The sequence below is a fragment of the Bradyrhizobium sp. S69 genome, assembly GCF_009766005.1.
In the GTDB taxonomy this organism is placed as follows: domain Bacteria; phylum Pseudomonadota; class Alphaproteobacteria; order Rhizobiales; family Xanthobacteraceae; genus Bradyrhizobium.
The window spans coordinates 36,166-50,028 of the sequence record NZ_LMUK01000059.1; the positions used below are offsets into that span (position 1 = coordinate 36,166).

The 13,863-nt window shown below is 61.8% G+C and carries 18 protein-coding genes; 13 read left to right on the forward strand and 5 right to left on the reverse strand.

Going from position 1 to position 13,863, the window contains the following annotated elements; all coding sequences use genetic code 11:
• The first annotated feature begins 1 nt into the window (after position 1).
• On the forward strand, positions 2–583 hold the full coding sequence (locus GSQ88_RS31375; protein WP_159011918.1) for an NUDIX hydrolase: 582 nt from the start codon (positions 2–4) through the stop codon (positions 581–583).
• 219 nt (positions 584–802) lie between these two features.
• Positions 803–2,149 carry an MATE family efflux transporter gene (locus GSQ88_RS31380; protein WP_159011919.1) on the forward strand — a complete coding sequence of 449 codons (1,347 nt, stop codon included), beginning with the start codon at positions 803–805 and terminating at the stop codon, positions 2,147–2,149.
• 237 nt (positions 2,150–2,386) lie between these two features.
• Here GSQ88_RS31380 and GSQ88_RS31385 read toward each other — a convergent pair whose 3' ends face one another.
• A complete protein-coding gene (locus tag GSQ88_RS31385) occupies positions 2,387–3,148 on the reverse strand; it encodes an SOS response-associated peptidase (RefSeq protein WP_159011921.1) in 762 nt (253 codons plus the stop codon).
• 62 nt (positions 3,149–3,210) lie between these two features.
• On the opposite strand from GSQ88_RS31385, the gene GSQ88_RS31390 reads away from it, so the two are divergent.
• The 5 genes from GSQ88_RS31390 to GSQ88_RS31410 all read left to right on the forward strand — a co-directional run bounded on the left by GSQ88_RS31390 (position 3,211) and on the right by GSQ88_RS31410 (position 5,836).
• Positions 3,211–3,711: a hypothetical protein gene (locus GSQ88_RS31390; protein ID WP_159011923.1), complete on the forward strand. Its 501-nt coding sequence runs from the start codon at positions 3,211–3,213 to the stop codon at positions 3,709–3,711.
• Between the two features lie 92 nt (positions 3,712–3,803).
• Complete coding sequence (locus GSQ88_RS31395; RefSeq protein ID WP_159011925.1) at positions 3,804–4,229, forward strand: NUDIX hydrolase; 426 nt, start codon at positions 3,804–3,806, stop codon at positions 4,227–4,229.
• A 106-nt stretch (positions 4,230–4,335) separates the two neighbouring features.
• The gene (locus GSQ88_RS31400) at positions 4,336–4,713 is read left to right on the forward strand and encodes a TIGR02301 family protein (RefSeq protein WP_159011926.1); all 378 of its coding nucleotides are present in this window, start codon (positions 4,336–4,338) and stop codon (positions 4,711–4,713) included.
• A 17-nt stretch (positions 4,714–4,730) separates the two neighbouring features.
• Positions 4,731–5,366: an HAD family hydrolase gene (locus tag GSQ88_RS31405; RefSeq protein ID WP_159011928.1), complete on the forward strand. Its 636-nt coding sequence runs from the start codon at positions 4,731–4,733 to the stop codon at positions 5,364–5,366.
• Between the two features lie 203 nt (positions 5,367–5,569).
• The gene (locus GSQ88_RS31410; RefSeq protein WP_159011930.1) at positions 5,570–5,836 is read left to right on the forward strand and encodes a hypothetical protein; all 267 of its coding nucleotides are present in this window, start codon (positions 5,570–5,572) and stop codon (positions 5,834–5,836) included.
• A 201-nt stretch (positions 5,837–6,037) separates the two neighbouring features.
• On the opposite strand, the gene GSQ88_RS31415 is transcribed toward GSQ88_RS31410, so the two are convergent.
• Entirely contained in the window at positions 6,038–7,372 is a 1,335-nt protein-coding gene (locus GSQ88_RS31415) for a dihydroorotase (protein ID WP_159011932.1), read from the reverse strand.
• Positions 7,373–7,584: 212 nt separating this feature from the next.
• On the opposite strand from GSQ88_RS31415, the gene ygfZ reads away from it, so the two are divergent.
• From ygfZ to GSQ88_RS31435, 4 genes are all read left to right on the forward strand, one after another.
• Positions 7,585–8,484, forward strand: a complete 900-nt coding sequence (gene ygfZ, locus GSQ88_RS31420) for a CAF17-like 4Fe-4S cluster assembly/insertion protein YgfZ (protein WP_159011934.1) — start codon at positions 7,585–7,587, stop codon at positions 8,482–8,484.
• 10 nt (positions 8,485–8,494) lie between these two features.
• Entirely contained in the window at positions 8,495–9,121 is a 627-nt protein-coding gene (locus tag GSQ88_RS31425) for a DNA-3-methyladenine glycosylase I (protein WP_159011936.1), read from the forward strand.
• Positions 9,118–9,720 carry a YfbR-like 5'-deoxynucleotidase gene (locus GSQ88_RS31430; RefSeq protein ID WP_159011938.1) on the forward strand — a complete coding sequence of 201 codons (603 nt, stop codon included), beginning with the start codon at positions 9,118–9,120 and terminating at the stop codon, positions 9,718–9,720. The genes GSQ88_RS31425 and GSQ88_RS31430 overlap by 4 nt, the downstream gene beginning before the upstream one ends.
• A 116-nt stretch (positions 9,721–9,836) precedes the next feature.
• Positions 9,837–10,688 (forward strand): SMP-30/gluconolactonase/LRE family protein, encoded by an 852-nt coding sequence (locus GSQ88_RS31435; protein ID WP_159011940.1) that lies wholly within the window; start codon positions 9,837–9,839, stop codon positions 10,686–10,688.
• Positions 10,689–10,823: 135 nt separating this feature from the next.
• On the opposite strand, the gene GSQ88_RS31440 is transcribed toward GSQ88_RS31435, so the two are convergent.
• The 3 genes from GSQ88_RS31440 to GSQ88_RS31450 form a co-directional block, all read right to left on the reverse strand.
• Positions 10,824–11,192, reverse strand: coding sequence for a cupin domain-containing protein (locus tag GSQ88_RS31440; protein ID WP_159011941.1), 369 nt, complete (start codon positions 11,190–11,192; stop codon positions 10,824–10,826).
• Between the two features lie 120 nt (positions 11,193–11,312).
• Positions 11,313–11,603 carry a BrnA antitoxin family protein gene (locus GSQ88_RS31445; protein ID WP_159011943.1) on the reverse strand — a complete coding sequence of 97 codons (291 nt, stop codon included), beginning with the start codon at positions 11,601–11,603 and terminating at the stop codon, positions 11,313–11,315.
• Positions 11,596–11,850 (reverse strand): BrnT family toxin, encoded by a 255-nt coding sequence (locus GSQ88_RS31450; RefSeq protein WP_159011945.1) that lies wholly within the window; start codon positions 11,848–11,850, stop codon positions 11,596–11,598. The genes GSQ88_RS31445 and GSQ88_RS31450 overlap by 8 nt, the downstream gene beginning before the upstream one ends.
• Positions 11,851–12,190: 340 nt before the next feature.
• Between GSQ88_RS31450 and GSQ88_RS31455 the strand changes: the two genes are divergently transcribed.
• Complete coding sequence (locus tag GSQ88_RS31455) at positions 12,191–12,502, forward strand: 1-deoxy-D-xylulose-5-phosphate synthase (RefSeq protein WP_159011946.1); 312 nt, start codon at positions 12,191–12,193, stop codon at positions 12,500–12,502.
• An 844-nt stretch (positions 12,503–13,346) separates the two neighbouring features.
• On the forward strand, positions 13,347–13,853 hold the full coding sequence (locus GSQ88_RS31460) for a tyrosine phosphatase family protein (protein WP_159011948.1): 507 nt from the start codon (positions 13,347–13,349) through the stop codon (positions 13,851–13,853).
• Positions 13,854–13,863 lie beyond the last annotated feature (10 nt).

The following is a 13,863-nucleotide window of genomic DNA, read 5'->3' on the forward strand; positions in this document are numbered from 1 at the left end:
CATGACCATCTCCGACCGCGTCCGCGTCAAGGACGTCCGCTTGCTCTCTGACGAGCACTATATCCTGAAGACCACCACGTTCGACTACCGGCGCGCCGATGGCGAATGGCAGACCCAGCACCGCGAGACCTATGACCGCGGCAACGGCGTGGCGCTATTGCCCTACAATCTGGCGCAACGCAGCGTGGTGCTGGTGCGCCAGTTTCGCTATCCGGCCTTCGTCAATGGCTACGACGATCTCCTGATCGAGGTCGCCGCCGGACAACTCGACAACGCAGCCCCTGAGTTTCGGATCCGCGCCGAAGCCGAAGAGGAAATCGGCTACCGGCTCGGCACAATCGAAAAGGTGTTCGAAGCCTTCATGTCTCCGGGATCGATCACCGAGAAACTGCATTTCTTCGTCGCCGAATATGAGCCGTCGATGCGGATCGGCAGCGGCGGCGGCATCGCTTCCGAAGGCGAGGACATCGAGGTGCTGGACCTGCCGATCGATCAGGCGCTCGCCATGATCACCGACGGCCGCATCCAGGACGCCAAGACCATCATGCTGTTGCAATATGCCGCGCTGAAGATTTTTGTCTAAACGCTCCTGAAAATGTTTTGTTGGACTCGCGGGATGCCGCTACACTGAGTTGCGGCGGGTGCATCCGCAACTCGACGCCAGAGACCGCGAGGTTTTGGACGATGAATCAAGGCAGTTGAGAGAAGCCTACGGGACCTGATCCGCGAGCCCATGGCTCGCCGCGGTTCTGCGTGCCGTGGCGTTCACAACACACCTGCCCTCCTTCATCGGATTTCAATCGTGAAAGACCTGACCCAAGGCTCCATCGTGAGCCACGTCCTGACCATGGCTGCCCCGATTTTCGTCGGCATCGTCATCACGATGCTCTGTCAGTTGATCGATTTGTATTTCGTGGCCGGCGTGGGGGACGCCGCCATCGCCGGTGTCGGCGCCGCCGGCAATGCCGGATTCCTGATCAACGCGTTCACGCAGGTGCTGAGCGTGGGCACCGGCGCGCTGGTCTCGCACGCCGTCGGGCGCAAGGACCCTGCCGACGCCAATCTGGTGTTCAACCAGTCGCTCGGTCTGTCGGTGCTGTGGGGGACTTGCGCGCTGGCCGCCGGATGCATGCTCGCGCGCAGCTACATGCGATCGCTCGCGGCCGACGAAGCCACCATCGAAGCCGGCACGACCTATTTGCTGTGGTTCATGCCGGCGCTGGCGTTGCAGTTTCCGCTGCTGGCGGTATTCGCGGCGTTGCGTGGCACCGGCATCGTGGCGCCGACGATGGCGATCCAGGCGTTGACCATGCTGATCAACATCGCGCTGGCCCCGGTGCTGATCGCGGGCTGGGGCACCGGTCGCGCGTTGGGGGTCGCCGGCGCCGGTCTTTCGACCTCGCTCGCGATGGTGCTGGGCGCGGTGATGCTCTGGATTTATTTTCGCTGGTCGAAAAACTATCTCGCGCTCGACCCTGCGCAGTTGCGTCCCCGCCTGGTGCAGTGGAAGCGCATCCTGCGCGTCGGCCTGCCGGCGGGTGGCGAATTCGCCATCCTGTTCATCTATATGGCCGTGATCTATTACGCGTTGCGGGATTTTGGCGCGGCCGCCCAGGCCGGCTTCGGCATCGGCACCCGCGTGCTCGGCCTGATCCAGGTCCCGGCGATGGCGATTGCGTTTGCGACCGGACCGATCGTCGGACAGAATTTTGGCGCCGGCAACAGCGCGCGCGTCAGGCAAACCTTCAGGCAGGTGTTATGGCTGGAAGCCGCGATCATGCTCGCCGCCACGATCTTTGCGCAATGGCAACCGGAATTATTGCTGAAGGCATTTACCGGCGATCGCGAAACCATAGGGGTCGGCACCATGTTTCTCACCATGGTCTCGTTGAACCTGGTGGCGCAGGGAATGATCTTCCTGTGTTCGAGCATTTTTCAGGGCCTCGGTCACACCACGCCGCAACTGATCAGTTCGACCGCGCGGCTCGTCACCTATGTCGTGCCGATCGTGTGGCTGTCGGCGCGGCCGGGCTTTCGCATCGAACAAATCTGGTACCTGTCGATCGCAACCACCACGCTGCAAGCGCTGTTGAGCCTGTGGCTGCTGCGGCTGGAGTTTTCCAGGCGGCTGCCGCCGATCGCGGCGTGAGGCTGATTTAGAACGGGATGATTATTGATTGAATCGGCCGAGCTTTCGCTTCACGCTGGGAGAGGTCGGCGCGCAGCGCCGGGTGAGGGGTTCGGGCCTCTCGTTTGGCATAGAGCCCTCACCCGATTTGCACCGGACGATGCTTCGCATCGCCGGGAGCAAATCGACCTCTCCCCGCCGGGGAGAGGTGAAGTGAAGCGCGTGGATAGCCCTGGCTCAAACTAATCTCATCACGATCTAGAACAGCGACCCCTGCTCATCGTCGGGGGCGGCGGCCGGCTTGCGCGGTGCCGCGCGCTTGGCGGGGGCCGGCGCCTCGGCCGCGATCTGTTCGGCGGTGATCGGCAGCACCAGTTGCGCGTCGTCATTGGCAACGTAGTTGACCCGGATTGAAACCTCGTGCCAGGCAAACTCACCTTCCGCGGGCGCCGCCAGCAAACCCATCGCCGCCTCGACATCATCGTCGCGGCAATTCAGCCAGCGATCGAAATCGCCGGGAGCAATCGTCACGGGGACGCGGTGGTGCAAGGCCGCGAGATCGGCGCTGGCCGCGGTGGTGACGATCGCCACCGTGTCGAGTTCCTCGCCGTTCGGGCCCATCCAGGTTTCGGCCAAACCGGCAAACCCGATCGGCGCGCCGTCACGGCGATGGATGAAATATGGCCGCTTGCGATTGTCCGAGGTGTGCCATTCGTAATAGCCATCCGCGGGAACGAGGCAACGCCGCCGCTTGAACGCGTTCTTGAACGCGGGCTTTTCCAGCAGCGTTTCCGATCGCGCATTGATCAACAACGTAAATCTACGGGGGTCCTTGACCCAGGCCGGCAGCAGCCCCCAGCGCATCAGACGAAAATGATGTGTGGCATTTTCGATAATTACCACAGGTATCGGTTGGGTCGGTGCAACATTAAACCTGGGCGGGAAATTTGGCTGCTCGGCATAACCAAAAACCTGCCGCAAAGCCGCCGGTGGTGAGGTTATGACGAAGCGTCCGCACATTCTGCGATCCCGATAGGCATCCGTTCAGCACCTTTTAACCCCGGACGTTAACAGTGCAACGGATGACCGCAACGGCCGCCCCACGATCCGATCGCCAGATGACGAGCCCTCAGGACGAGGCGCGGGCGGCGCGCTTGCGCGCGGCCAATATCAACCCGCGCACCGGGCTCGCCACCGACTATCTGAACCACTTCAACGAAGCCATCATGCTCTTGGAGATGATTCCGGATATGCCGGAATGTGCGGAAGACTTTCTGGGATGGCAGCCGCTGTCCTATTGCGAGCATTTCACCGCATCGAACTTCAAGGCGCGCGACCTTGCGATCGAAGCCTATGATTCCGCCGATCAGACCATTCGCGCCGAATTCGACAATCTTACTTCGGCGATGACATCGATTCTGACCGCGGTCGGTGACGCCATGCGCCAGGCCAAGCAGGACAAGACCCGCGCCACGCTCGCCGAGCAGGCGACCGGCTGGGTCAAGCCACTGGTCATGCTGGCCGGCGGCGTCATCAACGGCTCTACCGAGGCCGACGTCGAAACCATCATGATGGGCCATTAGACCTCTACGGTTCGATCGGGCATGATATCGCGGTCAACGCCATCGCGTTTGTCCCGAGCCAACACCAGCTCCTGCCTTTTCCGGATCCTGCCTTGATCGATTCAATTCCGCCGTCGCATCCCCAGCTTGCCGTCAGCGCCGCGATCTTTCGCGACGGCAAGATCCTGCTGGTGCGGCGGGCGCGTTCGCCGGGCAAGGGCTTTTATTCGCTGCCCGGCGGCCGGGTCGAATTCGGCGAAGCACTGCTCACCGCGCTCACGCGCGAGATCGATGAAGAGACAGCACTTCGGGTAGAGATTGTCGGGCTCGCCGGATGGCGCGAAATACTGCCGGGAACCGGCGGCGGCGGCCACTACCTCATCATGTCGTTCGCGGCGCGCTGGAGCGCCGGCGAGCCGCGCCTGAACGATGAACTCGATGATTTCAAATGGCTGGCGCCCGATGCGCTCGGCGACCTCACGGTCACCGACGGCCTGGAAGACGTGATTGCCGCCGCCGGGCGGCTGATCGAACCCTGATCAGAACCCTTTTCGCACCTTGCTTCGAACGTCCCGAGAAGGCATATCACAGCGCACACGCGTGCGCGCGCACCCCTTGGGCACATCGGGGTCCCGGACCCATTTCATGTCGAAACATTTTCTCGCCGCCCTCCTCGTGATCTCGCTTTGTAGCCTTGGCCCGGCGCGGGCCGAGGATGCCGCAGCACCGTTCGACGGCGACCTGCAGCGGCTGGCCGAAATCCTCGGCTCGCTGCATTATCTGCGCGGCATTTGCGGTACCAATGACGGCGCGAAATGGCGCAACCAGATGCAGGCGCTGGTCGATGCCGAAACCCCGTCGGGCGATCGCCGGACCCGCCTGATCGCGGGCTTCAACCGCGGCTATAATGGCTTCCAGCAGACCTACCGGACCTGCACCCCGGCCGCCACCGTCGCGATCCGGCGCTATGTCGAGGAAGGCGCGAAAATCTCGCGAGACCTCACCGCGCGCTACGCCAATTAGCCTGCGATCGAAAAACCATGGACGCGATTTTCTTCGACCTCGACGGTACGCTGACCGACCCCAAGCCCGGTATCACGCGCTCGATACAGTACGCCCTCGACAAGCTCGGCCAGCAAACCATCCCGACCGAGGACGAACTGACCTGGTGCATCGGCCCGCCGCTGCGCGCCAGTTTTGTGAAACTGCTGGGCGAGGCTTCCGCCGATCTCGCGGTATCGCTCTATCGCGAACGATTTTCCGACATCGGTCTGTACGAGAACGCCGTCTATGCCGGTGTCGAGGATGTGCTGACCGCACTTCGCCAATCCGGCCACCGGTTGTTCGTCGCCACCAGCAAGGCGCATGTTTTCGCCGATCGCATCATCGATCATTTCGATCTGCGCCGGCATTTTGAGCGCGTGTTCGGCTCCGAGCTGGACGGCACCCGCGCCGACAAATCCGATCTGTTGGCCTATGCGCTGAAAACGACCGCGGTCGAATCATCGCATGCCGTGATGATCGGCGATCGCAGCCACGACATGATCGGGGCGCGGAACAATGGCATCAAAGGTATCGGCGTGCTCTATGGCTATGGCAGCGCGCAGGAACTGACGGCAGCCGGCGCTTACCACCTTTGTGCGACACCGAGCGCCATCCTCGACTGCATTTCGTGATTGTTTCCCGGAAATGATTGAAGAAATCACCGCGGCACGAAGCGGAACTTGAAGGCCAAAACGGACCATCGAGAACCGTCTTAAATGCCGAAAGCGCCGTTAACCTTTCTTAAAGAACTCGCTCGCGGAAGCGTTACCACATGCTACATCTGTTGCATTCGAAGCGCGCCGTCCTGGATTGCGCACACCATCCATCGAGTTTCATGAGCCATCCAGTGACCTTCACGACCGCCCGCGACCCGCTGCCCGATCACGAACAGAAACAGGCCGCGCTCAGCTATCTCAACGAAGCCTGGGCGGAAGCACGGCACGATGGTGTCGACGGCGATTGCCTGGCGCAGGCCAGCCTGTTCGCGGCGTTCGCCGAACTGGTCGGAACCTACGGCGAGGACGCGGTGGCGAAATTCGTCGAAGGCCTCGCCGCGCGCGTGCGCAACGGCGAGTTTTCACTGGCGCTGTCGAAGCAGTAAAACTCTCGCAACCAGCAAAGCCGTCATCCTGAGGTGCTCGCCGTCTTCGGCGAGCCTCGAAGGATGTTGTTCATCGTCGTGCTTTGCGGCTGTTCAGCGCTGTGCTTGCGGCCATCCTTCGAGGCTCGCAAGGGCTCGCACCTCACGGGTGAACGCAATTGCGTTCATCCCGGGGATGACGGCAACGATGACGCTGCCTCATCAAGCCTTCAGCGTTTCCAGAAACCGCACCGGTTCGCCGTTCGATGGCGCGGTCAGTTCGCCCTGCCACATCACGCGGCGGCCGCGCACGAAGGTGCCGACCGGCCATCCCGTGACCTCTACGCCGTCATACGGCGTCCAGCCGGCTTTGGAAGCCACCCATTGATTGGTGATGGTCTCGCGGCGCTTGAGGTCGACCACGGTGAAGTCGGCGTCGTAGCCCGACGCGATCCGGCCCTTGCAGGCGATATTATACAGCCGCGCCGGACCGGCGCTGGTGAGATCGACCAACCGCGCCAGCGACAACCGCCCGGCATTGACGTGATCCAACATCACCGGCACCAGCGTCTGCACGCCGGTCATGCCCGAGGGCGACGCCGGATAGGTTTTGGACTTTTCCTCCAGCGTGTGCGGCGCGTGGTCGGAGCCGAGCACGTCGATGATGCCCTGCTCGATGCCGCGCCAGATCCCCTCCCGGTGATCGGCCGAGCGCACCGGCGGGTTCATCTGCGCGAGCGTGCCGAGCCGCTCATAGCATTCCGGGGCCACCAGAGTGAGGTGATGCGGCGTCGCCTCGCAGGACGCTACATCCTTGTGGTCGCGCAAGAACTCGATCTCCTGCTTGGTGGAGATGTGCAGCACGTGGATGCGCTTTCCCGTTTCACGGGCCAGCGCCACCAGCCGCTGCGTCGCGATCAGCGCCGCGGGCTCGTCGCGCCACACCGGATGCGAGCGCGGATCGCCCTCGATCCGCAGCGGCTTGCGCTCGTTGAGGCGATATTCGTCCTCGGCGTGAAACGCGGCGCGGCGCTGGATCACCTTGAAGATCCGCCGCAGGCTTTCGTCATCTTCCACCAGCAGGGCGCCGGTGGAGGAGCCGATAAAGATCTTGACGCCGGCGCAACCGGGCGCCCGCTCCAGCTCCGGCAGATCCTGCACATTGTCGCGGGTGCCGCCGATGAAGAACGAAAAATCGCAATGCATGCGGTGATGGGCGGCCTTCACCTTGGCGGTGAAGGCAGCCTCGGTGACGGTCAAGGGGTCGGTGTTGGGCATCTCGAACACCGCGGTGACGCCGCCCATCACCGCGCTGCGCGAACCGGTTTCCAGATCCTCTTTATGAGTCAGTCCCGGCTCGCGGAAATGCACCTGGGTGTCGATCACACCGGGCAGGATGTGCAGGCCCTTGCAGTCGATCACCTCATCGGCCGAGGCGTGCGCCAGCGCGCCGATCGCGGCGATGCGGCCATCGGCAATGCCGATATCGCGCACGCCCTCGCCGTCCTGATTGACCACGGTGCCGGATTTTAGAATGGTATCAAATCGCTGAGTCATCGGTCCTCGTATTCAGTCTTCGTCATCCTCGGCCGTCATCCTGAGGAGCGGCGTCTTCGCCGCGTCTCGAAGGATGGTGTTCAGCGCAGTACCTGCGGCCATCCTTCGAGGCTCGCAAGAGCTCGCACCTCAGGATGACGTCCGCACGGGGCCTTGTCGTTTATACCTTGGCGGCTTACGTTCCGTCGTAACATGCCGCAAGAGATTTTTGAATGAAAGCAGCGTTTCTTCCCGATCGGGGCGTGGTCAAGGTCAGCGGCGAGGATGCCCGCGACTTTCTCAATGGCCTGGTCACATCAGACGTGACGCTGGTTCGCCCGACGCTGGGCCGCTTCGGCGCGCTGCTGACGCCGCAAGGCAAGATCACCATCGATTTCCTGATCACCGAGGCGCCGGCCGGCCATGGCGGCGGTTTCCTGCTCGACACCCCGCGCGCCCTCGCCAAGGGCCTCGCCGACAAGCTCGGCTTCTACAAACTGCGCGCCAAGGTCGCGGTCGAAAACCTGTCCGACAGCGCCGATCCTGCCAATAGCCTCGGCGTGATGGCGGTGTGGGACGGTGAACCCGCGGTAAAACCCGATTTGACGTTTGCCGATCCGCGCCATCCGGCGCTGGGCTGGCGGATTCTGGTGCCCGAGCAACTCGCGGCGAAAGTGGCCGGCCTGATCGGCGCCGATCTGGTCGACAGCACCGCCTATGAGGCGCACCGCATTGCCTGCGGCGTGCCGCGCGGCGGGCTCGACTTCATGTACGGCGACGCGTTCCCGCACGAAACCAATATGGACCGCCTGCACGGCGTCGATTTCGACAAGGGCTGTTACGTCGGACAGGAAGTGGTGTCGCGGATGCAGCATCGCGGCACCGCGCGCACCCGAACCGTCCAGGTGATTCTGGATGGCCCTGCTCCGGAAGCCGGCACGCCGGTGGTCGCCGGCGACAAGCCGGTCGGCACCATGGGCTCGGCGGCCAATGGCACAGGACTCGCGCTGATCCGGACCGACCGCGCCGTGGACGCGCTCGATGCCGGAACGCCCCTGACATCGGGCGGCCTCGCGCTGCGCATCGCCGATCCCGACGCGTTGCGTTCCGGGCCGAAACAGACTGTGGCGTGAGCGAGCTGTCATGAGCCGATCCGCGCGCGTGCATCCCGACGGCCTGACGCGATGCCCGTGGCCGGGTGAAGACCCGTTTTACATGGCCTATCACGACACCGAATGGGGCGTGCCGGAATATGACGACCGCGCGCTCTATGAAAAGCTGATCCTCGACGGTTTCCAGGCCGGGCTGTCCTGGATCACGATCCTGCGCAAGCGCGAGAATTTCCGTAAAGCCTTCGACGATTTCCGCCCCGAGAAGATCGCCCGCTACAGCGAGAAAAAAGTTCACGCGCTGATGAACGATGCCGGCATCGTCCGCAACCGCGCCAAGATCGCGGGCACGGTCAACGGCGCCAAGGCCTACCTGAAGATCATGGAAGAAGGCGCCGGATTTTCAAAGTTCCTGTGGGATTTCGTCGACGGCAAACCGAAGGTCAATCAGTTCAAGACCACCGCCAGCGTGCCGGCATCCACACCGGTGTCGATCAAGGTTTCCAAGGAACTGGCCGCGCGCGGATTCAAATTCGTCGGCCCCACCATCGTCTACGCCTTCATGCAGGCGACCGGCATGGTCAACGACCACCTCGTCACCTGCTTCTGTCATCAGACCTGCGGCGGCAAGCCCCGCGCGCCGCGTCTCAAAACCAAATGACGGCGCGTGCCGCGCCGCCGCGCGTTTGGCAGCGGATGCTGTCGGGACGCAGGCTCGATCTGCTCGACCCCTCGCCGCTCGATATCGAGATCGCCGACATCGCCCACGGCCTGGCGCGGGTCGCGCGCTGGAACGGACAGACCAGCGGCGCGCACATCTTCTCGGTGGCGCAGCATACGCTGCTGGTGGAAGCCGTGATGCGCGAGCAGATGCCGCGGGTCGATGCCAGGTTCCGGCTAGCGGCGCTGCTGCACGATGCGCCGGAATATGTCATCGGCGACATGATCTCGCCGTTCAAGGCGGTGCTCGGCGGCGACTACAAGGCGGTGGAGAAGCGGCTGTTGTCGGCGATCCATATTCGTTTTGGATTGCCGCCGGAACTGCCCGCCGAAATGACGCGCCGGATCAAGGACGCCGACCGCGGCGCGGCCTATCTGGAAGCGACGCATCTGGCGGGATTTGCGCAAGCCGAAGCCAAGCGCCTGTTCGGCAGCGACCCATCTTTGCCGCCCGCGACGCAAGCCGACTACACCACCCCCTGGACCGCCGCCCGCGCCGAGAAGCAGTTTCTGGAACGGTTCGCGAAATTGTGCCCGTGAAGCGCGGGATTTGTGGGGCGACCCACCCGGCGATGCAGTAGCGCTTTCCTTGCTGCACAACCTTCGGCATGATATGGGTTCAGCAACAATTTTACGAAAATCCCGAGACTGCATCAATGACACCGATCGCGCCAAAAGCCGTGCTCGATGGGGGACGTTATTTCGAGGGCCCGCGCTGGCACTCTAATCGGCTTTGGTTCGTTGACGTTTTGAATCGGACACTCCTGAGCCTGGAGCCCTCCGGTGAGTGCAAACAGCACGCGAAGGTCGATGACGACACGCCTTGCGGCCTTGGTATCTTGCCGGACGGCAAGCTCATCGTATTGACGATGTTCCGCAAGCGTCTGATGACATATGCGGACGGCGGGCTTTCGCTCTACGCCGACCTCTCCGGCATAGCGACAGGTACGATCGACGACATGATCGTCGATGGCCTGGCGCGCGCTTATGTCGGCGATCTCGGCTTCGATTTGCCGCCGCCGCCAGATCGAGGCTCGGTCGGCCGCATCATTTTGGTGATGCCGGACGGCAAGGCACGTGTGGTGGCCGAAGGATTGCGGTTTCCCAACGGCATCGCGGTCTCGGCCGATAATCGCCGGCTCGTCGTGGCTGAGATGGAGGGCGATTGCCTCGCTGAATATGAGATACAGGACGACGGTAGCTTGAACTTTCATCGTCGATTCGGAAACATGAAGGCCCCTGATGGCATTTGCCTCGATCACGAGGGGGCCGTCTGGGTCGCTTCCTACGACGAGGACGCCTTCATTCGAGTGAGCCGCGAAGGGCACGAGTTGCAGCGAATAAAAGTCGCGGGCCGACGCGCCATCGCTTGTGCTCTCGGCGGCCCGGAGCGGCGAACACTCTTCTGTCTTAGTGCGGCAACATCCCATGAAGAACTGCGGCAGCGCAAATCGTCTGCCCGCATCGACATGGTCGACGTCGAAATTGCCGGCGCCGGTTATCCCTGAGCTCACCTGATCTTGTTGATCCGCCGCAAATCCTGATCAATCCATTAGTTACAGTGCACTTAATATTTCGAATCGCGGCGGCCGCCTCCTCATGGCACGATCGAGGAATAAGTTAAGTGCACCGTAATTCGATCCTCATTTTCGCATCGCGAAGAAGGCGCCGATATCAGGCGCCGGCGACTTGATCTCGACCACAACGGAGTCTTCGATGGCCTCCAATCCGTGGAGGATTCCTTTGGGGTGCCGGCAAACATCGCCTGGTCCCATGATGAATTCCTCCGAGCCGACAGTCGATTTCATTTTGCCCTTCACAACGTAAGCAATCGATTCATGCGTATGGGTGTGAAGCGGAGCGCCGACTCCCGCCGCGTAATGGATCTCGATGAATGTCATTTCGTCGCCCTTGATAAGCGGCTTGACGAGCATATGGCCGCCGTACACAGGCTTGCCCTCGACGGCACTTACGGCCACAGCCTCGATGTCAGCATTTCTCGACTTGATCACACTGGTCTCCCTTGGGTAACAATCTCAATCACTGGGAAACGGCGAGAGCCGCACACCATTTCAATTCCTGCAATATTTAGCGGGGAGAATTATCGCCTTGCAAGTTAGCTCATTGGTTCATCACCTGATCTTGTTGATCCGCCGCAAATCCTGATCAATCCGCGACTGCCAGCCGGGGCCATCGGCCTTGTACTTCTCGATCACCTGCCCGGACAGCCGCAATGACACCAGCTTTTTCGTCGGTGCCTTGTTCGGCCCGCGGCCACGCCGGATCGAAGCCGCGAGAGCCGGGAGGGCTTCGGCAAACGGCTTTGCTTTTGAAAGTTGCTCGTCGGTGAGTTTGGGATTGTCGGAAACCGCATCCCAATCCTTCCTGCCATAGCCTTTTCCGGCCTTGAATTTTTTAGCCATCGAGAAGCTTCCTTTCCCTGGCGTTCGCGGGGCGCATGCTGATGACGCTCAAGCCCTCCGAGCCGAGCGTGACAAACACCACGACCACCACGCCGTCGGCGAGACGCCCTACGGCGATCAGGCGATTACCTCTGCCCGGAACGATCATGGATCGCTCGAAGAACCCTTCGTCCAGATCGGCGAAATCAAGGCCGCCATGTTTGGCGATATTGGCGAGGCGCTTCGGTTCATCCCAAACGATCTTCACGGATTATAACGTATCTACAATTTAATAAAGTGTCAACGGGCGAGCCCATCATCCGCGCGGCCCCTCGTCGGCTTTGGGGCAATCGCGTCGATTGATCGTCGGCCAACTACTTTCGCTCTTCCCTCGAACAACGAACGTGAGGCGACCGACCCGGCGCGTCAGAGCAGTGCCATTATCGGAAGTCGGCGGCTAACGGTCTGACGGCTTTTTCAAGTCACCTGCAACCAGAACGCTTTCTCCGGGTTCATTTCAGATTGCATTAATTCGCATGAGCTACCAACGAGCTAACAGAGCGACCCGATTTCGCGATAGGTCGCACGTGGATCATGCGAGCATAAGCATGCCGAAAACGCGTATCATGTATGTCGAGAATAAATCCGCATCGCTGAATGGACCAGCGCGCATTGGCCGCGTCACGTTCTCGAAGACGGGCAAATCTATCAGCTATGGAGGGCGCACTTTCCAAAGCCTGAAAGGTAGTGGCTTCAAGGCAAACTATTTCGACCTTGAGACTGGAGAAAGGTTTTGGATTTCAGGTCCGCGAAAAGATGGCAAAGATCGCCTCTATGCTGAAACCTCAGCGCCTATCGAAATTGACCCCGACGTCGCGGAAGAATACTGGCGCGACATTAGGGGAAAGCTCTCCGAATGAGTTTCGCGAGCGGTACGGTCTGGGGTCGCCAGCAAGCCGTTATGTCCGCTTCCGGTCGAAATCCGAAGTCGCGCCCGCTCTGCTCCGCATTCGTTTTGCCCCGAGATCGAACATCCTCCGGCACGCTCGGCAGGTTCGAGAAGTGCCACAAACTGACGTTTGATCGCGCGTCAGGAGCCGGATTGCCGAAAAACCTCAAAACTGATTTACCCTACCCATCCCGGCACATCTCCACGAAATTTCTGATTTTCAGAAATTGTCCTTGACTCCAGACCCAACTCAGTTGCTTATTCCTCGCCATCCCGTCCCGAGAGAGGGGGCGTTGGCCATCGTCACTGACGTTGGGGCGGGGAGCGATGGACGCGGATGCGCTTTTGACGAACGGCGCGTGAGGCGGACGGCAAAGGCGTGTGGTCCTGACGCCCCAATGGCAGGTGTCAAGTCCGCCAGAGGCTCACGCTTCTTGCGGGCGACGGTGACAAACAAGCTCTGGTCTCACCGGGGAGAGCACGAAATAAGCTGTAAAACCATTGCGCAGGGAAGGCCGGACTGCTTCCGCTGAACCTGTATGCTCGTGTGCGCTTTGCTATGTGTATCTTGGCACGCGAGATCGCGGGTGCAGCGCGCACCCGGTCTTCCCTGCGCCCTCTCTTGAGGGTCGCCTGCATCCCTCTTGGGATCGCACTGCGCCCTCTCGTTTTTGGGGCGGAACTGCTTGGACAACCTCGGGCGCAACGCGCCGCGGGATCGCGTTTTCACGTCCAGCCTCCCACAACATGCGACGGCTGGGACCTTTTACCGCGCGACGCACAGGCCTATAATCAGGGGCGAAAAAAGGAACCCCATGATTCACGTCTGCTCGCTCGCCGCCCTCCCCGATACCGTCACGGCCACCGGGGCCAGCCACATCCTGACCGTGATGGCCAAGGTCGATCAGGTGCAGCGGCCGCCATCGGTGCTCGAGGCCAATCATCTCAGGGTGCAGGTCGACGACATCACCGAGGATATCGATGGTTTCATCGCGCCGAACGATACGCATATCCAGCAGGTACTGGGCTTCGTGCGTGGCTGGGACCGCCACGCGCCGCTGGTGATCCACTGCTATGCCGGCATCAGCCGCTCCACCGCGAGCGCGTTCGCCGCGGCCTGCATGCTCAATCCGCATCGCGACGAGATGTCGATCGCGCGGCAAATCCGCGCCGCCTCGGCGCTCGCACAGCCGAACCGGCTGATGGTCAGCCTGGCCGACAAGGCGCTGGGGCGTGAGGGGCGGATGCTGCGCGCGCTCGACGAGATGGGTCCCGGCAACATGCTGGTCGAAGGCCGCCCGTTCCGCGTCGACCTCGACTAACGATGAACCC